Consider the following 24110-nt stretch of genomic DNA (forward strand, 5'->3'; position numbering starts at 1 on the left):
TCCCAAGCCCATTCAGCGTTCCCGCTCGCAATTGTGCGCAGCGTTGTCGTAGAGCAGTAACGCTTTACGCGGAGACGTCGTACGGCAGATCCGTTACTCGACAGTGAACTTCGAGTCGACCGTTGGAATCAACTACGGATACCCATGCGATTCTTTCAGACTTCTCACAGTGGACGAAGCCACTCCTGAGATCGCATTCTTCCCGTCCCTGCCCTTTCCCAATATTGGCAGCGCGTAACGGGACCAAGGAAAAAGTGACCGCTTTTACAGATTTTCAGATTTCCGCCTCGCTGCAGAAAAAACTCGCGATGGCCAACTTTGTAACCCCAACACCAGTTCAGTCCGCAGCAATCCCCCCTGCGCTTGAGGGCAAGGATGTGCTGGCCACCGCCCAGACGGGCACGGGAAAGACTCTCGGCTTTCTGATTCCGATTATCGAGCGGCTGCAGGCATCGCAGACAAAGGGCGCCACCGCGCTCGTGCTGCTGCCCACGCGGGAACTCGCGATGCAGGTGGAGCGGGCCTATCTTCAGCTTGTGCAAGGCTCTAACCTTACGGCCGCCCTGGTGGTAGGCGGACTTTCGGAGGGCAGCCAGTTGCAGGCTATCCGCCGCGGAGCAAGGATGATCGTTGCCACACCTGGCCGCCTGGAAGACTTCCTCAAGCGCCGGCTGGTAGCGCTGGACAAGATTGAAGTCCTGGTTCTGGACGAAGTGGACCGCATGCTCGACATGGGCTTCCGCCCTGCGATTCGACGCATTGTTTCCGCCATTCCGGCCAAGCGCCAGACGCTTTGCTTCTCCGCCACCATGGAGTCTCCCATCACGGAAGTGGTAGGAGAGTATCTTACGAATCCCGTCCGGATTGAGATTGGATCGGTCATGAAGCCCTCAGAGAACGTAAAACTGCGTACTTTTGAAGTGGCCAACGACCGCAAAATGTCGCTCCTGGAGCACCTGCTTCGTTCGGAGAAAGGAAGCTTCCTCGTCTTCGTCCGCACCAAACACGCGGCGGAACGCGTGGCTAAGAAACTGTGCCACGCGGGATGGGGCGCAACCAGCATCCACGGCGATCGTTCGCAGTCACAGCGCATCGCTGCGTTAAAGAGCTTCTCCATCGGCAAGCATCGCGTGCTGGTAGCAACGGACGTTGCCGCCCGCGGGATTGATGTTGCACACATCGCGCACGTCGTGAACTACGACATGCCCAAGATGGCGGAAGACTTCGTTCACCGCGTCGGACGGACCGGACGCGCATCCTCTCAGGGTGTCGCTTCCACCTTTGCCGCTCCGGAAGAGCGCAACGACCTGCGGAAACTGGAACGGACTCTGCACATATCGATGGAACGCTTTCGCGTGAAGGATGCACTGATCGCGTAACCGCGCGACCCGTGTATCTCTCCTGAGATTCAAAAGGCTCCCATATGCCAACCAGCAGCGGGAGCCTTTTCTGTTGTACCGGTCCAGTCTCACCCTTCGCACTGCTCTCCAGCGAAAAGCGGGCACATTCAGACCGATCCTTTTCGCTTAAGTGACGTATTTAGAACAACTAGCAAGCGCAGGAAGCATTGCTGCAAAGGCTTCAAACACAGGATTGGCAAGCGTTTCGCGCCAGCCCTATACCACCGGGAGCCGGCCAAAAACATCCAAATATTATTGCGTGCTTGCTAGCTGGCACGCACATGGATGTTCGCTGAATCTCCAGCGGTAAAAGGAGCAATCGTGAGATCCAAAAATATTGTGTCCCAGACCCTAACAGGCGCTGTTCTCGCCGGGCTGCTCGCAACCGGAGCTATGGCTCAAACGCAGCGATCAAGCAAACAGGACGACCTGAGCCAGGATCGCACCGAGCGCAAAGTCGACCAGCGCGCCATCAATCGCGATCGGGAGAAGATCGAACGCGATACCAGGCAGTTTGGCGCCAGCAGCCAGCAGGTTGCAGCTGACAAAAAGCAGCTTGCTGAGGATGAGACGACAAGCTACCGCGCCCAGCAGGATATCAACCAGCATCAGGATCAAAACCAGGACCGCGCCACAGCCAATGCGGATCAGCGCGCCATCAACCGCGATCGGGAGAAGATCGAGCGCGATACCAAGCAGTTTGGCGCCAACAGCCCACAGGTCGCGGCTGATAAAAAGCAACTAGCTGAGGACGAAACGACAAGCTATAGAACCCATCGTGACCTCAACCAGGATAACTCGAAGCAATAAATACTGAGCTTGATTCCTGTTCGGGCGATTTCTGGAAACAGCTGTTGCATTACAGCTTCTTCGAAGCGCCGGCTTCGAACCTCTCTCATCGTCGAGCGATACCGGCGCTTCTTTTTTCCTGAGAGGGTGGAGGCACCGAAGGCTCTAATGCTTCGGCGCAGGTACGATCCTTGACCTGTCGACCACGCCGCTGCCTTCCAGCACCGCGTAGAACTTGTCCGCGGCCAGGTCCTTGATGGTTTCCACCTTACCGGAGGGCCAGTGAATTTCCAGGCTGTCGATCTTCGTTGCTTGTGCCAGCCCGAAGTGGATGCGGAGGTCGTTCTGGGAAATGTAACTGCCGCCGCTATGAATCTCGTCTGTCTGCGTCATTCCCCCAGCTACAAGCTTCAGCTTGGCACCGATAGCCAGCCGGTTGCTCCTGGTTCCAGCAAGTTCGAAGCTCACCCAATGCATGCCGGGAACTCCCTGGTTGCGCAGCACAGTAGGTGGCCCGTCGATATCGCTGTAGATAGCATCTACCTGTCCGTCGTTGAAGAGGTCTCCAAAGACTATACTGCGCGCAGCCTGCGGCAGAAGGATTGAGGGGCCGCTCTGGCTGCTGGCGTCGCAGAATCTCCCGTTCTTCTCGTTGAGAAAGACGTTCTTGGGCTCGAGATATTTTGCGCCGGTGGTGAGCACGTCCACCTGTGGATAGACGTGCCCGTTGACGGCCACAATGTCGAGCCACCCATCGTTATCCAGATCGACAAACCCCGTGCCCCATCCCACCCATGGCAGCGATGGCACCGCCAGCCCGGCCTCATGCGTTACATCCTTGAAGTCCCAGTCGCCGTTGTTGCGATAGAGCACCTTGTACTCGTTCTCGTAGCTGGTGGAGTAGATGGCCGGCAGGCCGGAATGCAGATAGTCGCCGATGGCTACGCCCATGTTGGCCTGTTCCGATCCATCGGCGTTGACTGCCGTTCCCGACTCCAACCCAATCTCGGTGAACTTGCCATTGCCCTCGTTGCGATAGAGAAAGTTCGGAGTGGAATCATTCGCAACAAAGATGCTGGGGCGGCCTGTATTGTTGAAGTCCGACCAAGCGACCGTCAACCCATAGTAGCCTCCAGGATCGTCGACTCCCGCTTGCCTGGAAACATCAGTGAATGTGCCATCGCCGTTGTTGTGGAAGAGCGAATCTCCGGCACCCTTCAGCCCGCGGGGACCACACTGCACCTCAACTCCCCGATACTTGCAGGTCGGCGCGCTGCCGAACTTCGGCGGATCCTGAAAGTTCAGATCGACGTAATTGGACACCATCAGGTCCAGAAAACCATCGCCATCGTAATCGCCAAATGCTGAACCCATAGACCATCGCCCATCGCTCACCCCCGCCTGTTTTGCGACATCGGTGAATGTGCCGTCGCCATTGTTGCGATACAGAACATTGCCGCCGTGACAGGTGATGTACATGTCGGGCCAGCCATCGTTGTTGTAATCGCCCACCGAGCCGCCCATGGCGAAACAGGGCGTTGCCACACCCGCCTTGTCCGTTACGTCGGTAAAGGTTCCGTCATGGTTGTTGTGGTAGAGCGCGCCCCTCGCAGTCTTTCCAGCATTTGCCATCGCCACGCTGGGGGCGTTGGTAAAGTACACGTCGACCCAGCCATCGCGATCGTAATCCAGCAGCAGGATGCCGCCAGTCATCGATTCGATGATGATCTTCTTTTCAGGATCGGAGGTGTGCTTGAAGTGGATTCCGGTCTTCGCGGTGACATCGACGAGTTGCGGAATGACCCGGCCGCTGCACTTTTCTCCGGTATCTTGTGTGCTCTGGCCGCTCACCAGAGGCTGCGCAACCAGCAATGCGACTCCGATCGCAAGGATGCGCCGCAGAGTCCCGGAGTGTTGCCGCTGTTGCATCTTTCTCCCGCTCCCCATAGGTAGATCTTGGCAAATTGTACTGGACCCAAGATCCCAATGGGTCGCCAGGCATCGCCCGAGAAAGATGCTCCCTCGGAATCGTCCTCACGGAGTGCACCTCTGGTAGAGAGAATGCGGCGGCGACGCTTGCAGCACCCTTTCGCACGGGAAACGCTTTTCACCTGTAACGTTGAGCACGCTGCGTTTATACTCGACTGCCTGAGGAGGAATCCATGTTCTCTCGTCGATTCGCGTCACTTAGGACCACGAATTTCATTGGCACAACCGTCATGCTCGCCGCCCTGGTGGCTGCGGTCTTTGCGATTCCCGCACGCGCCGCCGACCCGGCATCCGGCCAGACCTCGGTTCTGCATGCTGCGGACGCGACCAAGCTCCTTCCCGCCTCGGTCTTCTATCGCGGACAAACCGCACCTGTTCAGAGCCGGAATTCGGGCGGCGTCCGCTTTGCGGATGGCATGCTCGTACTGATCTGCAACGTCGATAACTCGGGTTACTCGAGCGGCGTCCAGCAGAAGTTCACGGCATACCTGCTAACCGAAGTTCCTCTGGATATGGGGGGCAAGCATCTGCCGGCAGGCGCCTATGGGCTAGGCATTGTTTCAGGACAAGTCATGGTCACCGATATCGGAGCGAACGACGTGCTGCAAACCAAGAGCACCGCCGACGCCAACCTGAAGCGGCCGATGCCTCTGCAGGTTATCGCTGACGCGACTGCTGGCCATTACCGTGTCTATTTCGGTCGCGACTATTTCGTATTGTCCCGCGCAAAGTAGAGTTTGTGGGTGAGGCTTCGGAACCGAGGCCTCGCCCGCAGTTCCAGCGCTCGATGAGCGCGGCCGCCTGAGATGCAAAGGCTCAAAGCGTGGTATCGCGCGCTTCTACGAGCCCTTCCTCCGCCATCTCCTCAAAGAGAGCCAGCAAATCGCGTTCGATCACCGACGGCTCGGCGTCGTACTCATTTGCCAGTTGTGCGGTCAGATCCGAGATGCGGACAGGAACGGCGATGCGGCTCCATATCTCGCTGCCCGTCACGCCCAACCCATAACACTTGCTGCGCTCCAGGCTCATCAGGACGGTTTCTCCCGCAACGTTGGCGGATACCGGAGTGGCACTACGGGCAATGACGGTATTGGAATGAATTGCGACAGTCATGTTGGAGACTCGGCGTATTCTGAAGTAGGTCGTGCTTCGATCCTGTTAGGCCTATGCTAGCAAATCGTGTAGAGTTCTCGAAGAAAACCGATCGCCCCGCGATATGGAGATCTATGCGCGAGAGGCTTGCGCCGCTGTGAAAGAGTCCCACGACGCAGAATTCCGCCTGATGGTTGCCTGTGCGCTTTGGCCGCGCAGAGAGGACGACAGGGAGCGAGTGCGTGACCTTGCCGGGCAGACGATCGATTGGCAGGAATTCCTCGAGATGGTTGTGCTGCATCGGCTGGGGCCGATCGTCTACCATAACCTGCTGCACTACGCTCCGGATTGCGTTCCGGACGATATCAAGCTCGTGCTGGAACAGCAGGCAAGCTCCCGGAGCATGGCCGTTTTTCAAGATCTGGCAGAGGTCTTCCGCCTGATCCGGCTCTTTGCAGATGCATCGATTGGCATGCGTGTTCTCAAAGGCCTTCCGCTGGCGATTCTTGCCTATGGAGATGCCGGGCTGCGCGATCCCGGCGACACGGATCTGCTGATCGCTGAGCGGGATATTGTGGCCGCAGATGAACTGCTCCAGAAGGCCGGATATATTCGCATCGAGCCGGATGTAAAACTAACTCCGCGGCGATTCACATACTACGTTCGGCATTGGAAAGACTTTGTTTACGAGCACAGCGTTCGAGGGAATGCGGTAGAGCTTCACTGGCGTCTTACCCGCAATCGAGCTATGCCGGGAACGGAGCTCACACGACCAGAGTCTCTCAGCCTCGTCAAAGTTGGTTCCGGCGAGATTCCGGCTCTGGCATTCGACGATTTGTTTTTGTACCTGTGCCTCCACGGCGCGCTGGATGGATGGATGCGCTTGAAGTCTCTTGCCGACATTGTGGCGATTTGCCGAAACATGGAGCCAGAAGAAATTGAGCGGCTGGCAAACCAGGCACAGAGGCTCGGCCTGCTGCCCGAAATGACGGCGGGCTTGCGCCTCGCGACGCGCATCTTCGGCGTTCGCATCGAGGGCCCTGGCCTGCTGCCCGATTCTCATCCTGCGGTACGCCGCATCTTAAAGTTTTCCTTGCAAGCCATCTCCGCAGGCGACTATCGCCTTCCGCGCGAGAGCATCTCGGGCAGGGCATGGGCCTGGTATGAAATGGGATTGAGGAGTTCCGCAGCCTATCAATGGCAAATTTTTCAGCGAGTACTCTTTCGCCCGCGTGTATGGTCACGCTTTGATCTGCCCGACTCTCTTTTCTTTCTTTATCCCCTGCTCGGTCCTTTCGAGTGGATTCTTTATCATGGTTTACCCGGAACCGCGCAACGGAACGCCGAACTCTAGATCACAGGGTTCTCCTGCCCTGCAAGCGCTAACTTCCAAATACAAGTCTTAGACCAGGCTGCGCGTTCTATCATTCCTTGGCATGGCGGGCCAGCTAGAGCCGAACCAGGCGCATCCAAGAGATCAAAGCGCTTCGGGCGAAGGCTCGAGATCTATCAAAAAGAATACGGTTGTAACCTCGATTCCCGAGCGCTAGTCTGACGTCGCCCGAGACACGCAGGTTAACTCGAACCATCGATCGGCTTCATTGCAGAAAAACCCTCCGGGCGCACGAGATGTTCTGAAAAGAGGCTTTCGGTGAGTTCTACGCGAATAGGTTTCCTTGCAGGCGACCCACTGCTCCTCATCGCAGCCATCGTGCTTGTGTTGTACTTCGCGCAGGCCCTGCTTATCCCTCTCGCACTGGCTCTAACGCTCTATTTCCTACTCGCGCCCGCGGTATCCCTGGTGGAGCGACTCGGCATTCCCCGGTCGCCGGCAGTCATAATCGTGGTTGTAGCTGCCTGCTGCATTGCCGGATCCATTGGCTGGGTAGTTGAGCATCAACTGGTTGGCGTCGCGGAAGAACTGCCTGCCTATCGCGCGAACATCCGTGCCAAACTTGAAGCAGCCAACCAGCCATCGCAGGGCTCTCTCAGGCAGGCGCTTCAGTCTCTCGAAGAGATTGGAGTGGATGTCTTGAGCGGGGGCAGCACGGCAACGCCGCGTCTCGGTCGCACACCGGCAAAGGCAGCAGAAGTAGTTCACGAAGCACCAACCCGAGTTGTGATTGTCCAGCCCCCGGAGAGCCAGTTTTACGCTTTGCGCGACGTAATGCTGCGCGCGCTTCGGCCCCTGGCTACTGGCGTTATCGTTCTGGTCTTCACGCTTTACATGCTGGCCAAGCGAGAGGACTTACGCAATCGCCTGCTGCTGCTCGCGGGTATAAGTCATATCAGTTTAATGAGCCGCGCTCTGGAGGATGCTTCCACCCGGATAAGTCAGTATCTCGTCCTTCAATTTCTAGTAAATGCAGCCTATGCCGTCTGCTTCGGCATTGCCCTGTTTGCGATCGGCGTACCCAATGCGACGTTATGGGGAGTGATCGCCGGACTTTTTCGATTCATCCCCTACATAGGTACGACAGTGGGATGTGTTTTCCCCGTTATCTACGCCTTCGCTGTGTTTGTAACCTGGTGGCCGCCACTCTTGATCCTGGCGGTATTTTTAGTTCTGGAACTTATTACTGCTAATTTTGTTGAACCGCAGCTATATGGCTCGCATACCGGCATCTCGTCTCTTGCCCTGCTGGCTACGGCGATCTTTTGGGCTGTACTGTGGGGATGGCCAGGCCTCGTGTTAGCCACGCCTTTAACCGTCTGCCTCATCGTGATGGGGCGTTATGTTCCGCAACTATCTTTCCTGCATACGTTGCTGGGAGACGAAGCAGAGTTAGCGCCCGCAGCCCGCTTCTATGAGCGACTGCTGGCCATGGATCGAGCGGAGGCGCACGACATTGCAGATCGCTTTCTGGCGGAGCATTCTCTCCAGGAACTCTACGACAGCGTCCTCATCCCAGCGTTGACTCTCGCGGAAGAGGATCGCATCAAGGGATCGTTGCGGGAAGCACAGAGTAACTTCCTTTTCTTGAGCGCGTCGGAGCTGGTAGCGGAGCTTAGCGAATTCCAAGAGCCACGCTCGACGAAAGAGAACGCAGAGAGACCTAGCGAAGACGAGGAAAGCTGGAAGCGGTGCGCGGTTATCTGTATTCCCGCCGACGCAACGGACCGCGCCGATGAACTCACCGCGATGATGATTGCTCAACTACTGGAACACCGTTTCCACCATACGCTTTTACTATCGCCGGCTTCCGCAACTCCCGAAGTCTTGTCAAAGCTAGCGGAGGAACCGCGCACCGTCATCTGCATATCTGCACTCCCACCCTTCGCCTTTAGTACGACAAGGGCTCTGTGCCAGACGATTCGGCAGCAACTGCATGACAATCGCATCGTAATCGGGTTGTGGAACGCCGCGGACGATGAAAGAAAGCAGATTAGTCAATTTGGCTCCGGGCGGCCCGATGCGGTTTTGAACTCGCTCGACGGAGTACTCGCAAAGATCGAGGAATGGGACTCGCCGCCGCCCGATGAAGGCACAACGAACCTCTCCACGGACGCCTCGACGACGCAAACCGCAGAGTTCTAGCACCGTTCAAACATCGATGTAATTTACATCCATTGCTTCTAGGTCTAGCGCGCAGACAGCGACTCACTCAATCGAACTCTCTGAGATAGCGACAGCATTCCCTTCCAGGGATCCTTCTTAAGCCGGCTGCGCCATGTGGAGAAATCAGACACAAGGAATCGCGGCATCGTGCTTTGCTCCAACTCCTTCCACGCCAGCGGCATGGAAACCGGAATGCCGGCTCGCGCACGCGGAGAGTATGGAGCCACCGCCGTCGCTCCTCGCTCATTTCTCAGGTAGTCAAGATAGATCTTCCCCTTGCGAGCGCTCTTCGTCATCTTGGTCAGATAGAGACGACTGTTATCCTTCTCCATCTGCAGAACAAAAACGTGAGCGAAGTCCTTGAGATCTATCCAGCTCAGGGATGGCTCGATAGGCGCCATCACATGCAGCCCCTTTCCACCCGTGACTTTCACAAAACTCTTGAGACCGATGCTCTTCAGTCTGTCCCTGACATCCAGAGCGGCGCCTGCCAGCGTTTGCCAGCTTATCGACTCATCAGGATCGAGGTCGAAGATAAGGCGATCGGGATGTTCAATATCCTTGTTGGTGCAGCCCCACGGATGCAGCTCCAGTACATTCATCTGAGCCATGCCAACGAGCGCATCCACGGTTGAGAGCGTGAGATAGATCTCCTTGCCTTCACCCTCTTTATCTTGAATCTCAATGCCCTCGACGCCTTGCGGCGAGGAGCGATTCAAGTGGCGCTGAAAGAAACACTGCCCACTGGATCCCTCGGGACACCGAATGATGCTAAGTGGCCGTCCCGCAATGTGCGGCAGAAGATACGGTGCTATCTCCTCGTAATATTCTGCGAGTTGTTGCTTGGTAAGTCCCGATTGTGGATCGAGGATCTTATCCGGATGAGTTAGACGAATCTTTAAGCTGCCAGTCCTTGAGTTACCGGCCTTTGAGTTACCAACTAACTTAGAAGTATGCCCGCCAGTTCTATTCTTAGGAGTATGGACAGTTACAGGCGGATCGTCCGATGTAGTTTCTATCGAGACGGGCCGTTCGCGAACAACTTCCGCCGCAGGCTTGTCTTCTCGCAGCCCCTTGAACGCAGATTGGCGAACCAGATTGTCTGCCGTCCATGCCCGAAAAGCTATCTGCGCTACAAGCTCTGGACTCACCCAGATCGCCTCGCGCTTTACCTCGGCAGGCACCGCGACGAAGGCCGGAGTCTTGCGCTTTAGTGCTTCCAGCCGCTCACGAAGCTGGCGCGAAATCTCCTGACTAAACCCCGTACCTGTCTTACCCGCATAGGTCAGGTCTTTCCCTTCGTAGTAGCCAAGCAGGAGCGCGCCAACGCCCGGAGATCGATTCATCGGCAGCGTATATCCGCCAATCACGAACTCCTGCTCTAGCACGCACTTGCTTTTGATCCACGCGCGGCTGCGGCCACTATCATAGGAGCTCGAAATCAGCTTGGACACGATGCCTTCGGCGCCTAGCTTACAAGCCTCGCGAAACATAGCTCTTCCATCGGCAATAAAGTGCTCGCTAAGCTGTATGGCATCGTTCTCTCCCAGGCTGCCTACCAACGTCTTAGCTAAATCCTTTCGCGCGGAGAGAGGCAGAGGCCGCGTGTTGATTCCGTTCAGGTGAAGAACGTCAAAGACAAAGTAGATGAGGTCGCTGGCTTGCTTATTCCGAAATGCAGCCTGCAATGCGGCGAAGCTGCTTAGTCCCGAACTATCAGGAACGATTACTTCGCCATCCAGGATGGCATCTTTTACCGGAAGCACGGTGAGGGCGCGAGCTATGCCGGGCATGCGAAGCGTCCAATCCAGCCCCTTGCGTGTCAGCAACTTCACCGAGAGCTTCCCATCCCCGGTTTTTCCCGAAGCCTGTAAATGAGCCTGGATGCGGTAGCCGTCCAGCTTCAACTCGTGCACCCAATCTGCTCCCGTTGGCGGAGCAGTCGCCATAGAGGCCAACTCCGGGGGAATAAATCCGGGGAGCCTTTCCTTTGCCGCTCCCGCCAATACGTGAGTGTCGATCGCCACCACCGGTTTCGCTCTTCCAGTATTCGACTGCGAACTGGCGCGCGAACTCCAGGTGTGGTCGTGCTCTGCGGCTATCTCTGCAAAGTCTCGTCCGGTAACGACGCTGTTGGGCTCTTCATCGAGAATCGATGGATCGCCGGGCTTGCGCTCATATTCGTCGTGCTCCTTGATCAGGAGCCAGTTAGGCTTGCCTTCCCGCGACGCTTTGCCGCCCATGCGGACCAGCACCCATGCGCCCTTGAGCTTACTTCCATGCAGCGTGAACTTTAGTTGGCCGCGAGCCAGGCTCTCATCCACATCCCCGTGTGGCTCCCAGGTTCCCTGGTCCCACAGCATCACGGTTCCACCGCCGTACTCGCCTTTGGGAATCACCCCTTCAAAGCCGCCATACTCCATGGGGTGGTCTTCTACCTGTACCGCGAGTCGCTTGTCCGAGGTCACATAGCTAGGCCCCTTGGTTACGGCCCAGCTCTTCAGCACTCCACGCCAACCCAGGCGAAAATCGTAGTGCAGCCGGGTGGCCGCATGCTTTTGAACTACGAAAGGCAGCGGGCTGCTTCCCGGTTCGGAATCCCTGCGCGTGCTCCCTCTGGACTCGCTCCGAGGTTCTCCCCGAGATTCTCCCCGAGGTTCGGCTGTCTTATCAAAATGCCGCATTTCCCGGTAGCGCTCCAACTGCTGGTCAACTTGCTCCGCGGCGCTCTGCCGATGCTTTACGCCTCTCGATTTTGGCTCTGCGTTTTTTGTTTTTCGCTTCGCAGCTTTCGATTGTTTGACTGGCATAACCGGCAACCCCTTTGTTGGGATGCACATCGGCGGACGGCGGGTCTACCCCAACAGGCCTCGCGCGGGCAGATATTTCCCGCCTCCCATACGCATCAGTCGTGTCAGGGTTGGTACCACTCTTCTATTCGACCCTGACCGAATCGGTCTTATCGGTTTTCTCGTCCTGCTGCCCCTCACAAGCTATGTCGATTGCCCGGCTTAGATCGTCGAGCAAATCCTCTTGATCTTCAATGCCGACGGAAACCCGTACCAGATCCGGTGGCAGCGCTCGGATAGCTTTCAGTTCCGCGGGGACACTGGCGTGAGACATCGAACCCGGCAGGCTGATGGTGGAGTGCACACTGCCAAAGCTCACCGAAATATGGAACAGATGCGAGGCTTCCGCAATCCTCCGCGACCGGTCAAAAGACCCGGTGGTGAAGCTGAGCACGCCACCTGCTCCGCGAGCCTGTTGCTGCTGCACGCTGTAGCCTTGCGACGTGGCAAGCCCTGGATAGTAGACATGGCGCACGTGGGGGTGATTCTGCAGGAAGCGGGCAATGGCTGCGGCGCTTCCCTGCTGCGCATCCAGGCGCAACTTCAGCGTCTTCAAACCGCGCAGAAGAAGAAAGCAATCGAATGGACCCAGTGCGCTGCCTTCTGCATTCTGAAGAAAATAGATATCCTTCGCCAGCGCATCATCCTTCACGACGATGGCGCCGCCCGTTACATCGCTATGCCCGCCGAGATACTTCGTTGCCGAATGCAGCACAATATCTGCACCAAGATCGAGAGGGTTCTGCAGATACGGCGACATGCTGCTGTTATCGACGCAGAAGAGCGCGCCCCGCTGATGCGCCAGCGCAGCCATGACCTTCAGGTCAATCACGTGCAGTAACGGATTGGTCGGCGACTCGACATACACCATCTTTGTATTCGGGCCGCAGGATTGCGCGAAGAGTTCGGGATTTGAGGCATCCGCATAACGCACGACAACGCCTGAGCGGTCCAGCACCTGGGAAAAGAAGCGGCACGCGCCACCATACAGATCCCAATCCGCAACGATTTCATCGCCCGCACACAACAGCCGCCCCACCGTGGTGATGGCCGTCATTCCGCTGGAGAAGACGAACCCACGCTTGCCGTTCTCCAGGTCCGCCAGATGATCTTCCAGAACCCGGCGCGTGGGATTTCCGCTGCGTGTGTAGTCATACGGACCAAAGCTATCCGCCTTCTCCTGTGCGAAGGTGGAGGTCTGGTAGATCGGGGTTGCCATGGGCCGGTTCAAATCGCCCGGAGCCGCGTCGTAATCGACAAGACGAGTGGCAAACTTCATCGCCCACCTCCCGCCACCGCATGTCCCTGAAGCACGCTGGTAATGGCTTGATCGAGGTCCGCAATGATGTCCTCCGGAGCCTCCAACCCTACCGAGAGGCGGATCAACCGGTCGCTGATCCCGAGGCGGTCGCGCTCCTCCTTGGGAATATCGCCGTGGGTGGCGGAAGCAGGATGCGTGATCAATGTCTCGACACTGCCAAGGCTCTCCGCGCGTGTACACAGACGAAGGGCATTCATCACGGCGAAGGTATCCTCCGCACTTGCTTTCAATTCAAAGGACAACATCCCACCTGCGCCGCGCTGCTGCCGTTGTGCAAGGGCAAATTGCGGGAAGGATTCCAGACCCGGATAGTAAACCCGCTCCACAAAGGGGTGAGCCGTAAGCCAGCGTGCAATCACCTGTGCGTTTTCGCAGTGAATCCGCAGGCGTGCGGAAAGCGTCTTGAGCCCCTGCAAGGTCAGGAAGGCCTCGAACGGGGCCTGGATGGACCCCACCGTCTTCCGGATCAGCCGAAAGCGCTCCAGAAGAGCCTCATCGTGGGTCGCCAGGGAGCCACCGACCGTTGCGTTATGTCCGTCGATGTACTTCGTGGTGGATAGAACGGAAATATCCGCTCCCAGATCAAAGGGGCGCTGTAGCAGCGGCGTCAGGAAGGTGTTATCGACCGCATGCAGCAGACCATGCTCCCGGGCGATTGCCGAGATGGCGGCAATATCGGTCAGCGTCATCGTCGGGTTACCCGGAGTCTCCGAAAACAGGATCCGGGTATTCGGCCGGATGGCGGCACGGACGGCGTTGAGGTCGGACGTATCGACAAACGTGGCTTCCACGCCAAGCCCGATCAGAACCTCGTGAAAGAGACGAACCGTCCCACCGTAAATCACCTCAGACAGGACCGCGTGGTCGCCCGACTTCAAAACAGAAAGGAAAAGTGCGGTAATCGCAGCCATTCCCGTCCGGAAGCAGACGCTCCCCGGCGTACCTTCCAGCGCGGCTATAGCCTGCTCCAGCGCATCGACCGAAGGGTTGGAGACTCGCGAGTAGCTATGCCCCTTGGCCTGCCCGACTGTGTCCTGCGAGAAGGTTGCGGACTGGCAGATGGGGAACAGTATCGCGTTCGTATGGCTGTCGTGGACACGATTCCCATGGATTGCCAGGGTTGCGTCCTTTAGGGGTGGGGTGGGCACGGATCCTCCTCATCAAGCTTGGGTGAGCATAAAAGCGTTCAAAAAAACAGAAAACCGCCGGGAGATTGCGCCCCAGACGGCTGCTCAGAGAAGGATTCTGCGAGGGTTGCTCACACTTCCGACGCTGGCCGGATGCCGCCTGGGGCAGGCATGGCCATAGGCATTCGCGGGGTGGCAAACAACCTCATAATAAAACGGAGAATATCACAAACCGCCGTGATTCCCGGAAAATTCCAGGCCTGGACCACCTGCCAGCCTGTCCGGGAAAACTGCCTGCTCCGCTCCAGATGGCCCTCCTTCGCGATATTCTTGCCATCAGTGAAGACTCTTACGCGAATCCTGCATACACCTCCCGCCGACCTGTTCCTGTTGGCAGAGGCGTTCCTCTTGTTGAGTGCTTCGCGAATCGCGTTGAAGAAAATTCCCCTGTCCAGGCTCGTGGGATGGCTGCGGCGTCCAGCTTCCAAGGCCAATCCATCCCAGAGCGAGCAGACGGCTCTCCGGGTGCAATGGGCAATCCTGGCTATCGTTCACCGAATGCCCGGCTCGTTTGTCTGCTTTCCCCAGTCCCTGGCTGCCTATGCGATGCTGCGGAGGCGGGGTATATCCGGCGTGCTGCACTATGGGGTCAACCGATCTCCAGACAATGTGTTGCGTGCGCATACCTGGCTGACGGCCGGAGAGTTAACCGTAGTCGGAGGAGAGTCGGCTCCGGATTTCACCGTGGTAAGCACCTTCCCTTAACGAAGAAGCCTATCCCTCAGATTTTGATGACTTAGTAGTTGGCCAAATGCGCTTCGAGGGTTCCCAGAGATCTCTCCAGACTCCCCAGGTTCCAGGGGCGGCGGAAGATCCACATGGGCGCGGTTTCAAGGATCTCTCCACATTGGCGGAAGAGTTCGGCATTTCGTCCCAGCTTATGGATCAACAGGATCGGGTAGAAATAGAGCATCAACTTGGCTACGGCCGCGGCAGGCTCCAGCGGACGGATCGAAGCCTCCCCCTCCGTCTCTCTCTCTTCGTTCGAGTCGAGCAGAAAGAGCCCAGCCAGACGCAACCGGCTCTCGGCAACGGTCCCGCCCTGGGCAATCGGAAAGCGGTACTTGGAGTCCTTGCCCGCGATCAGCTCCAGCCCATCGACCGGTTCGGCAAGACCATTCAGGGCATCGCCCCAAAGTTTCAGCCAGGGGGCGCAGGGGGTTACTTCCGTGACTCCTGAATTTCCCCGACTGAGCAGGGTGAGATCGTCTGCAATTACCTGGTATCCCCGGCGGCTCAGGAAAGCGGCCAGGGTCGATTTTCCCGCACCGGATCTTCCCAGAAATGCAAAAACTTTGTTATCAACACTTACTGCGCTCGCGTGCAGGGGCAACAATCCGCGCCGGGAAAATAAAACCGCAAAGATCTCCGAATGGAGGAGAGAGCGCAATTCATCTAACTTGCTAATATTAAAAGGGTGAACAATGATTTGCTCTCCGCCACGGATATAGAAGCTGGCCACACCAGGGTAGGTGTGCAGGTATTCATGGCTATTCGCGAGGCATCTCGGTTCGACTTCGAACGCATCCCTTAATACAGGTGTTTCTCCGATTTGAAGGACGACATCTGCAGGATTTGCAGGTACTTGCGGCAAACCAGGCAGATCAAGTTCGGAAGCGATCGTGAGGCCGCCCAGATGATAGTACATTTTTGTCATTTTAATTGGAATGTCGCCATTTCAGCTCTATACTAATGCCAGATGGCTGAATGTAGGACATGACGCCATTCCAGCTACTATAAGATCGCATAGCTTTTCCCTTGCTAAGTTCGCAAAGTTAACAGGGGTCCTCCTGTTACTTTAGTGCTATTCGTAAAATCGGCAAGCACAAGCTATGCTACAACTGCCGTGTTCAAGAGAACCGCCGACAACTAACATGAGGTGATTCGTAATGGTGAGTGGTACGGGGATTCCTGAAACGACCTCCACTTCCGGTACAGTGACAGCTGTAGCTGGTAAGAAGCAGTGGGTCAGCCCAGTCGTGCATACGATCGACTTGGAAACTGCGCAATATTTCAATATCAGTAGGAGCCCGGACGGTACGAGGCCGAGCAGAGTTCGCTAGCTCGCGTCGGTCTTCATCTATTTTTTACAAGGAATTCAGCGGGGCGTTAAAGGAATCGTCTGAAATAGATGACTCTTTAACGCCCTTGCTTTCTATGCGTTAAAACTAAAGGTGAAGGATCAGGGCGCGGAACCCCCTTCACGAATGCGCTACACTCGCTACGCGCAGGCTAACCCCTGGCTCTGCAGATTAAATCCGATGATAGACATTGACTGTTTGCATACCTGTCCCATGGGAGTTTTGCCCTGAGCGCCATCGCTGGAGCCTGGTCCTTCGACGGGTGGCCGCTGATCGGCGAAGCGTGTCGGGGAATGCTTCGCAGCCTGGAGATCTATGGCTCTGACCGATCCGCGTTTATCGAGGATGGGTCTGTTGCTATGGGCAGTACTCTCCTCCGCCTGCTGCCAGAGGACACATGCGACAGCCAGCCCTTAAGCCTTAGAGGTGAAAAGGGATGGCTCGTAGCGGACGCTCGCGTGGACAATCGCGAGGCACTTGCCCGCTCGCTGGGTATATCCGCCGAAGTCGCAAGAGGAATGGCAGACAGCGCGTTTGTGCTGGAGGCCTGGGAAGCCTGGGGCGAGGACTGCCTGAATCATCTGGTAGGATCCTTCTGCTTTGCCGTCTGGCAACCAGGCAGACGGCGGCTCTTTCTGGCGCGCGACCATGCAGGCGAGCGCCCCCTTTACTTCCAGCATAAGAACAATCTTTTTGCGTTTGCATCCATGCCCAAGGCGTTGCTGACGCTGCCGCAGGATGGTCCTTTTCACGAGGACACCGTGCTGGATGAAGAGATGGTTGCCCTGCACCTGGCGATCCTTCCCCTGCCGGATGGCAGAACGCTCTTTCGGGATCTGCACGCCCTGCCGCACGGGCATTGCCTGAGTATTACGCCGGAGGGCCTGACGCAAAGGCAATACTGGCATCCCGGCAATACGCCGCGGCTTCGGCTGCGGAGCGATGCGGACTACCTTGAGGCTTTTCGCGACTGCTTTGATGAAGCTGTCCGCTGCCGTCTGCGCACTACGGGAGCGATCGGCACGGAGTTAAGCGGCGGCCTGGACAGCTCCTCGGTGACGGCAACTGCAGCTCGTCTGCTGGCGGAGCAAGGGAGTGGGCTGGTGGCGTTTACCCATGTTCCGCGCACCGGGTTTCAGGTCCCCAATGTGGAAGATCGATTTGGAGATGAGGGGCCGTATGCCGCACAGGTAGCAGCCCTCTACCCGAACATTGAGCATGTGCTGGTGCCGAACGGGCAGGTTCCGCTGCTGGATTCGGTCTCCCGCCATGTCGTCAACGACGACCAGCCAGTATTCAACCCCACTAATAACGTCTGGACAGATTCCATACTCGACCAGGCACGGAACCGGGGCATCACCGCCATGCTCACCGGACGGATTGGCAACGGAACCATCAGCTACGATGGCTTTCTCTCCCTGGCGGATCTGTTCCGCTCCGGCCATTGGTTGAAGCTGGCAAAGATCACCCTGGCCCTGCGAAAGAATCAATTTGTGACCCTGCGGAACGTGGGAGGAATCACGGTACTCCCCCTGCTTCCTCTATGGGTGCAGAGGCGCCTGGCGCCTCGTGTGGGGGCCTTCGATCTCGAATACTGTGCGGTAAATCCTGAATTGGCGCGACAGACTGACCTGCTCAACCGGGCTTGCACGGCCTTTAATTTCCAGGCCTACGACGTCCGATCCGAACTGAATGCTCTCTTCTTGGCCAGCGACTTTGGGAACGAGAATGCCGGATATATGGCGGGCTGGCATTTAGAGATGCGCGATCCCACCGGGGATAAGCGGATCTTTGAATTCATCCACTCCCTGCCGATCGACCAGTTTGTACGCGATGGCTGGATGCGCTCGCTGATTCGCCGCGCAATGAAGGGGCGTCTGCCGGAAGCGACGCTCCAACGCTATGCTCGCGGGCTGCAGGCAGCGGACTGGAACGAGAGCATGGCCGATGCTCTCCCCGCCATCCGTGAGGAGCTGCGGCTGCTGGAGCGTTCGCCACTCGCCCGTCGGGTGCTGGATCTGCCCCGCCTGCGCAAACTCGTCGCGTCGTGGCCCAACACGGGCTTCCAGACACGGGAGGTATTGGAGTCCTATCACTATGCCCTCTCCCGCGCGCTGGGGATGGGCGCTTTTGTCCGGCGCCATGATCCCGGCTTCGAGAGCGGCAGCGAAAGGTGAGCAGCAGGCTGCACGCTGTCTGCTAAGGTGTGGGCATGCCGGATTCCGCGCAATCGACCGTGGCTTCGCACTCTGATTCGCCGATCTCCGTGCCGCAGGGTGACGCTCCGGGGGGTGACGATCTGGGGGGCGACCTCGCCGCCACATTGCGGCTCTACGCGCGCACGCTCTTCCACGTGGCCGGTGGCCCCGTAATCCTCGCAGTTGCGGTGACGTTCCTGGTGTCGCTGACCGAGGGCATCGGAATCGCGTTGCTGCTTCCCTTGCTCCAGGTCGCGGGATTCCGTCTGGACCAGGGAGGCCCGCTCAGCCACTATGCCGCGGCCTGCCAAAGGATGCTACTGGCAACGGGAGTCCCGCAGCCTTTCTGGCTTGCCCTGTTGCTCATGATCTTCATGGTGCTGGTGGCGATGCGCTCCCTGTTGAACCGGGCGCAATCGGTGCTGACCTTTGCCGCTGTCCTGCGATTCGATCTGCAGCTCACGCGCCGGCTGTATTCGGCGATCCTGAATGCCAACTGGCTGTATCTCTCGCGACGGCGTTCTTCCGACTTCACCCATGCCCTTACCGGCGAAATCGCCCGCGTGGATATGGCGACCTTCGGGCTGGTCACCTTTGGATCCAATGCCATTGCCTCGCTCTTCTATATCGCGCTGGCCATGAAGATTTCCGTCACGATGACGATGCTGGTGCTTGGCTCAGGAGCCTTGTTGGCCCTGCTCACGCGTGGCCATACCCGGGCCGCCCACCAGAGCGGCCAGGCCATCTCCCGGAATATGCAGGATCTATACGCCGCCGCGACCGAGCATCTGCAGAACCTGAAGACCGTTAAGGCGCTGGCCAGCCAGCAGAGCGACCTTGCGATGTTTTCGGCGCTGCAGCAGCGCGTCTCCGCCGAGGTCATCCGCAATACCCGCATCCAGGCCGCAACATCCTTCTGGTTCGAGATCGGCTCCCTGCTGGTGCTCGGGTTAGTCATCCTCTGCTCACTGCAATGGCTTGGCGTAGCGCCGGCGGCTATTCTGCTGCTGCTCGTGGTATTTACGCGGTTGATGCCACGTCTCTCTTCCGCCTACAGCCAATATCAATCCTTCATTTCGGAGATTCCCGCCTTCCGTAACGTGAAGGAGCTTGAGGCCGGATGCCTGGCTGCTGCGGAGACGATTCCGGGGCCGGAGAATCCACCGGAACTCCACGAAGCGGTGCGGCTCGACGACGTATCGTTCGGCTACCTGCAGGATGGCAGAAGAGTGCTGGACCATGTATCGCTGCGCGCCCAGGCTGGCCGCGTAACCGCAATTCTTGGCGCATCCGGCGCAGGCAAGAGCACCGCAGCCGACCTGATCAACGGGCTGCTCACTCCGGACTCAGGACGCGTGATGGTCGATGGCACCGAGCTCACGCCTGCGCTGGCCCGGAGCTGGCGCAATCGCGTGGGCTATGTTGCGCAGGATACTGTCCTCTTCCACGACACGGTGCGCGCCAATCTGCGCTGGGCCAAGCCGGATGCGACCGAAGAAGAGATGCTCTTTGTTCTGCGACAGGCCGCGGCTGATTTCGTGCTGGAGATGCCGCACGGACTCGACAGCATCGTTGGCGATCGCGGAGTTCTGCTCTCCAACGGACAGAGGCAGCGCATTGCCCTGGCACGCGCGCTGCTTCGCAAGCCTTCGCTGCTGATCCTCGACGAGGCCACCAATAGCCTCGATCTGGAAAGCGAGAAGCGGATTCTCGATTCGATTCACGCCGCGGTGAGCGCCAGTCTTCGGGGGCAGCGGGAGCCTTTGAGCGTCATCATCATCGCGCATCGATTCTCGGCCGTGGAGCGAGCCGACATGGTCTACATCCTGGAGGGCGGCCGGGTTACGGCGTCGGGTTCGTGGGAGATCATCCATGCCAGACAGGGGCAGAGAACCCCTATAGGAATTGACGTGGGGGATGAAATTGGAGATTGAAATCTAGCCGCGCTGCTCCGTCAGGCAGTAGGCGACAATCGTGCGGCCGCGCCGCTGGGTGCGCTCTTCCAGTTCCGCAAGCAGCTTGTCTTCCAGCCCGTCGGGATCAACCTCCATCTCACAGGCGGCAATCTGCTGCTCACTTGCTCCGTGGAAGCACAGCTCGCAGACCCCGAGGCCGCCTTCTTCGCCGGACCGCGCCGGCGGCCCGAAGACGCGGCATGTCGTGGGCCGGGCGGAGTAGAGATCGCAGAGACCGGTTGCGGGATCGAGAGCCGGACATGGCTCGTCGTTGGCGAAATCTTCAAATTGCGCCTCCGCTTCCTCTCCTTCCGCAAGAATTCCTGTTGCGGCATCTCCCGGAAATTCTGGTGCGAGGCGAGCAATCGAAGCTGTAGCGCGCTCCCGGATGGCGGCTGCTCTGGCCGGTTCCTGCAGTGCCAGTTCCGCCAATCCGTTACGCAGGCGATCGGCGTCCAACTGGTTCACGGCAAAGACTCCAATACAGCACTGGGTGCAGCCCGGGCGACATGCCAGCCAGGCTCCGCTGCGCCGTGCCGCATCGGCCAGCGCGGCATCGAGGATCTGTACCAGCTCGGCATCTCCACCACGGCTTCCCATACAGACAGCATAGAGCAATTTCAGCGGCAATTTCAGCCTTGTCCGATTCGAATCGACACTCCGCGCACCGGGAGACAAACCACGGGAGTTAAGCTGCCGCCCTGTACTCCGCATCGGCATCGTTGGTTTACACTTGCTCGCATTATGACTATGCGTTTTGCGAGCGCGGCCACTCTTCTTATGCTGATGGCATGCCCCATCCTCGTCGCCCAGTCCTCAAACACGCCTTCGCAGCCCACCGTAGCGGAGGCACAGGCCTTTATGGGCAAGGCCGAAGCGGAACTGACCGACCTGTCGAACATCGCCGCCCACGCGAGCTGGGTGCAGGCCACCTATATCACCGGCGACACGGAGCTGGTCGCGGCAAAAGAGCATGAGCGTGTTATCGCGCGCACGACGGAGCTGGTGCAGCAATCCAAGAGATTTGAGTCTCTCGACCTGCCTCCAGATCTGAAGCGCAAGTTTCTCCTCCTCAAGCTGCGGATGACCATGCCAGCACCCAACGATCCCCGGCTGCGCACCGAGCTGACGCAGATCTCAACCTCGCTCGATGGAAGCTATGGAAGAGGCAAGTACTGCCCCGGCGACGACGAATCGAAGTGCGTGGGCATCGACGATCTGGATGTGCGCATGGCAAAGAGCCGCGATCCCCAGGAGCTGGAAGACATGTGGGTAGGTTGGCATAAGGTTGGCGCACCGATGCGCGACCGCTACGCCCGATTGGTGGATCTGTCGAACCAGGGTGCGCGCGAGCTCGGTTTCGCCGATACGGGAGTGCTCTGGCGCTCCGGCTATGACATGCCCCCGCAGCAATTCTCCGAAGATCTGGAACGGCTCTGGAAGCAGGTCGAGCCGCTGTATCTTGAACTGCACACTTACGTTCGCCATCGGCTCGTCCAGAAATATGGCGCGGCAGCGGAGCGGCCCGATGGCATGATTCCCGCACACCTGGTGGGAAACATGTGGGCGCAGGAGTGGGGCAATATCGATGACATCGTTGCGCCGCCTGTAGCGCCGCAGACCTACGATCTCGGCCAGATCCTCGAAGCGCGCCACACGGAACCGAAGCAATTGGTTGGCTATGGCGAGGGCTTCTTCAAGTCCCTGGGCTTTGCGCCGCTGCCCGCGACCTTCTGGGAGCGCTCACAGTTCACCAAGCCGCGGGATCGCGACGTCGTATGCCATGCGAGTGCGTGGGACGTGGATGGCAACATGGATGTGCGCCTGAAGATGTGCATCCACATCTCCACCGATGACTTCACGACCGTCCATCACGAGCTCGGCCACAACTACTATCAAATGGCCTTTCGCAAGCAGCCCTTTCTGTTTCGCGACAGCGCCAACGATGGATTCCATGAGGCGATCGGCGATACTATCGCGCTCTCGATTACGCCGGAGTACCTGAAGAAGATCGGCCTCATCGATAAAGTTCCCCCGCCCGAGGCGGACATCCCGCTCCTGCTGCACACCGCGCTCCGCAAGATCGCCTTTCTGCCCTTTGGCCTGATGATCGACAAGTGGCGCTGGGAGGTATTCTCCGGCCAGGTGAAGCCCGCGGACTACAACAAGGCATGGTGGGCGCTCCGCGAACAATATCAGGGTGTTGCGCCGCCGGTGAATCGCAGCGAGGCGGACTTCGACCCGGGCGCCAAATACCACATCGCGGGGAACGTTCCTTACATTCGATATTTTCTTGCGAGTATCTACCAGTTCCAGTTCTATCGCGCCATGTGCCGGGCCGCGGGATACAACGGGCCACTGAACCGCTGCTCGTTTTATGGCTCCAAGGAGGCTGGAGCGCGCCTGAGCGCAATGCTCGAACTCGGCCAATCGAAGCCCTGGCCAGAAGCGCTCAAGGCGCTGACCGGGGAAGACAAGGCCGATGCCTCTGCCATGCTGGAGTACTTTCAGCCGCTGCTGACATGGCTCCGCGAGCAGAACCGCGGTGAGAAAGCCGGCTGGACGGTTGCGCCCGATCCACTGCGAGCGAAATAAGATTCGACGAGCTGCCGCCGGAGCTCATCGCACACATCCCTTTCAGCCGGGCTATTCTGAGAGAGAAGGATATTTCTCATGGATCAGGCACAACAGCAACCCGCTCTCTTCCCCGTTGGCTTTGTAGCCCATGGCGCACCAACGCTGGCCATCGACCCGGAGCGCGGCGCTCCTTTCCGCAGTTGGGGCGCAGCGCTGCCACAACCAAAGGCGATCCTCGTTATCTCCGCTCACTTTGAGCGTGCGCCGTTGACGATTGGCGTAACCGAACAGGCACCGCTCGTCTATGACTTCAGCGGATTCCCGCCGGAGCTGTATTGCGTGCAGTACGCTGCACCCGGCGCTCCAGAGCTGGCCCAGCGAGTATTGGCGCTGCTCTCCGGCCATGAGATTCATGAGAGCAATCGCGGACTGGATCACGGCGTCTGGACACCCCTGGTCCACATGGCTCCCGCCGCGGATATCCCTGTCCTTGAAATCTCCATGCCCTACAACTACTCCCCGGCCCAGCTCTTCCAGGTGGGCCAGGCGCTGGCTCCGCTCCGCAAGGAGGGTATCTTCATTCTGGGCAGCGGCAATCTCGTCCACAACCTCAGGCTGGTAGATTTCTACGAGCTGAGCGGACCGCCGCCGTGGGCTCGCGAATTCGACGCATGGGTTCGCGAGGTGCTTCTGCGCCGCGACTGGGACAGCCTGATGCAATACCCAACTCTCGGTCCCGCCATCCACATCGCCCACCCCACCGCAGAGCATCTGCGCCCCCTGCTGGTGGCCGCAGGGGCTGCCGCAGACGATGACGTGCGCTTTGTGCTCGAGGGGTGGGAGTATGGCTCCCTTAGCCGGCGTACCGTGCAGTTTGGCTAACGAGCCTTGCCGCCGATAGCGGCCCGAAATCCTTGCGGTGCAGGAAATTTCTCCCTGCACGGCGTCTTTTTCGTTCGTTCAAGGAGTGGAGGGCTGTACCCTAGGAGTAAATCAGCAGTTGAGTTATGGGGACCGGTTGGGCAGCGGGACTACCCGATAGAGGAGAGGCATGTCGAACGAACTTCGCAATTATCTATCGCTGTCGTATGGCGAGCTGGAAGAGTTGAACCT

The 24110-nt window shown here is 58.4% G+C and carries 17 protein-coding genes; 10 read left to right on the plus strand and 7 right to left on the minus strand.

Going from position 1 to position 24110, the window contains the following annotated elements:
• Positions 1-254: 254 nt before the first annotated feature.
• Both VM554_14250 and VM554_14255 read left to right on the plus strand, forming a co-directional pair.
• The gene (locus VM554_14250) at positions 255-1379 is read left to right on the plus strand and encodes a DEAD/DEAH box helicase (GenBank protein ID HVJ09536.1); all 1125 of its coding nucleotides are present in this window, start codon (positions 255-257) and stop codon (positions 1377-1379) included.
• A gap of 342 nt (positions 1380-1721) precedes the next feature.
• Positions 1722-2210, plus strand: coding sequence for a hypothetical protein (locus VM554_14255; GenBank protein ID HVJ09537.1), 489 nt, complete (start codon positions 1722-1724; stop codon positions 2208-2210).
• Between the two features lie 144 nt (positions 2211-2354).
• Here VM554_14255 and VM554_14260 read toward each other — a convergent pair whose 3' ends face one another.
• Complete coding sequence (locus VM554_14260; protein HVJ09538.1) at positions 2355-4118, minus strand: CRTAC1 family protein; 1764 nt, start codon at positions 4116-4118, stop codon at positions 2355-2357.
• Positions 4119-4351: 233 nt separating this feature from the next.
• On the opposite strand from VM554_14260, the gene VM554_14265 reads away from it, so the two are divergent.
• Positions 4352-4912: a hypothetical protein gene (locus VM554_14265; protein HVJ09539.1), complete on the plus strand. Its 561-nt coding sequence runs from the start codon at positions 4352-4354 to the stop codon at positions 4910-4912.
• Between the two features lie 82 nt (positions 4913-4994).
• Here the strand turns inward: VM554_14265 and VM554_14270 are convergent, their stop codons facing one another.
• On the minus strand, positions 4995-5291 hold the full coding sequence (locus VM554_14270) for a PqqD family peptide modification chaperone (GenBank protein HVJ09540.1): 297 nt from the start codon (positions 5289-5291) through the stop codon (positions 4995-4997).
• 217 nt (positions 5292-5508) lie between these two features.
• Here VM554_14270 and VM554_14275 point away from each other — a divergent pair, with 217 nt between their 5' ends.
• Both VM554_14275 and VM554_14280 read left to right on the plus strand, forming a co-directional pair.
• Positions 5509-6624, plus strand: coding sequence for a nucleotidyltransferase family protein (locus VM554_14275; GenBank protein ID HVJ09541.1), 1116 nt, complete (start codon positions 5509-5511; stop codon positions 6622-6624).
• A gap of 297 nt (positions 6625-6921) precedes the next feature.
• Positions 6922-8808 (plus strand): AI-2E family transporter, encoded by a 1887-nt coding sequence (locus VM554_14280; GenBank protein ID HVJ09542.1) that lies wholly within the window; start codon positions 6922-6924, stop codon positions 8806-8808.
• 44 nt (positions 8809-8852) lie between these two features.
• Here VM554_14280 and ligD read toward each other — a convergent pair whose 3' ends face one another.
• From ligD to VM554_14295, 3 genes are all read right to left on the minus strand, one after another.
• Entirely contained in the window at positions 8853-11669 is a 2817-nt protein-coding gene (gene ligD, locus VM554_14285) for a DNA ligase D (protein HVJ09543.1), read from the minus strand.
• Between the two features lie 94 nt (positions 11670-11763).
• On the minus strand, positions 11764-12957 hold the full coding sequence (locus tag VM554_14290) for a PLP-dependent aspartate aminotransferase family protein (GenBank protein HVJ09544.1): 1194 nt from the start codon (positions 12955-12957) through the stop codon (positions 11764-11766).
• The gene (locus tag VM554_14295; GenBank protein HVJ09545.1) at positions 12954-14147 is read right to left on the minus strand and encodes an aminotransferase class I/II-fold pyridoxal phosphate-dependent enzyme; all 1194 of its coding nucleotides are present in this window, start codon (positions 14145-14147) and stop codon (positions 12954-12956) included. The genes VM554_14290 and VM554_14295 overlap by 4 nt, the downstream gene beginning before the upstream one ends.
• 318 nt (positions 14148-14465) lie before the next feature.
• Here VM554_14295 and VM554_14300 point away from each other — a divergent pair, with 318 nt between their 5' ends.
• Positions 14466-14891, plus strand: a complete 426-nt coding sequence (locus VM554_14300; GenBank protein ID HVJ09546.1) for a lasso peptide biosynthesis B2 protein — start codon at positions 14466-14468, stop codon at positions 14889-14891.
• Between the two features lie 31 nt (positions 14892-14922).
• On the opposite strand, the gene VM554_14305 is transcribed toward VM554_14300, so the two are convergent.
• Positions 14923-15519, minus strand: coding sequence for a hypothetical protein (locus VM554_14305; GenBank protein ID HVJ09547.1), 597 nt, complete (start codon positions 15517-15519; stop codon positions 14923-14925).
• Between the two features lie 1041 nt (positions 15520-16560).
• Between VM554_14305 and VM554_14310 the strand changes: the two genes are divergently transcribed.
• Together VM554_14310 and VM554_14315 are read left to right on the plus strand one after the other, a co-directional pair.
• On the plus strand, positions 16561-18444 hold the full coding sequence (locus VM554_14310; GenBank protein HVJ09548.1) for an asparagine synthase-related protein: 1884 nt from the start codon (positions 16561-16563) through the stop codon (positions 18442-18444).
• Positions 18445-18479: 35 nt separating this feature from the next.
• Positions 18480-20399 carry an ABC transporter ATP-binding protein gene (locus VM554_14315; GenBank protein ID HVJ09549.1) on the plus strand — a complete coding sequence of 640 codons (1920 nt, stop codon included), beginning with the start codon at positions 18480-18482 and terminating at the stop codon, positions 20397-20399.
• A gap of 3 nt (positions 20400-20402) precedes the next feature.
• Here VM554_14315 and VM554_14320 read toward each other — a convergent pair whose 3' ends face one another.
• Complete coding sequence (locus VM554_14320; GenBank protein ID HVJ09550.1) at positions 20403-21050, minus strand: YkgJ family cysteine cluster protein; 648 nt, start codon at positions 21048-21050, stop codon at positions 20403-20405.
• A 120-nt stretch (positions 21051-21170) separates the two neighbouring features.
• Between VM554_14320 and VM554_14325 the strand changes: the two genes are divergently transcribed.
• Positions 21171-23015 carry a M2 family metallopeptidase gene (locus tag VM554_14325; protein HVJ09551.1) on the plus strand — a complete coding sequence of 615 codons (1845 nt, stop codon included), beginning with the start codon at positions 21171-21173 and terminating at the stop codon, positions 23013-23015.
• A 78-nt stretch (positions 23016-23093) separates the two neighbouring features.
• A complete protein-coding gene (locus VM554_14330; GenBank protein ID HVJ09552.1) occupies positions 23094-23879 on the plus strand; it encodes a class III extradiol ring-cleavage dioxygenase in 786 nt (261 codons plus the stop codon).
• The last annotated feature ends 231 nt before the right edge of the window (positions 23880-24110 follow it).

This window comes from Acidisarcina sp. (assembly GCA_035539175.1).
Taxonomy (GTDB): Bacteria; Acidobacteriota; Terriglobia; order Terriglobales; family Acidobacteriaceae; genus JANXZS01.

Coding starts and splice junctions, on each gene's coding strand:
- VM554_14260 (HVJ09538.1), bottom strand. CDS start 4,118: ATGCAACAGCGGCAACACTCCGGGACTCTGCGGCGCATCCTTGCGATC.
- VM554_14265 (HVJ09539.1), top strand. CDS start 4,352: ATGTTCTCTCGTCGATTCGCGTCACTTAGGACCACGAATTTCATTGGC.
- VM554_14270 (HVJ09540.1), bottom strand. CDS start 5,291: ATGACTGTCGCAATTCATTCCAATACCGTCATTGCCCGTAGTGCCACT.
- ligD (HVJ09543.1), bottom strand. CDS start 11,669: ATGTGCATCCCAACAAAGGGGTTGCCGGTTATGCCAGTCAAACAATCG.
- VM554_14290 (HVJ09544.1), bottom strand. CDS start 12,957: ATGAAGTTTGCCACTCGTCTTGTCGATTACGACGCGGCTCCGGGCGAT.
- VM554_14310 (HVJ09548.1), top strand. CDS start 16,561: ATGCTTCGCAGCCTGGAGATCTATGGCTCTGACCGATCCGCGTTTATC.
- VM554_14315 (HVJ09549.1), top strand. CDS start 18,480: ATGCCGGATTCCGCGCAATCGACCGTGGCTTCGCACTCTGATTCGCCG.
- VM554_14325 (HVJ09551.1), top strand. CDS start 21,171: ATGCGTTTTGCGAGCGCGGCCACTCTTCTTATGCTGATGGCATGCCCC.
- VM554_14330 (HVJ09552.1), top strand. CDS start 23,094: ATGGATCAGGCACAACAGCAACCCGCTCTCTTCCCCGTTGGCTTTGTA.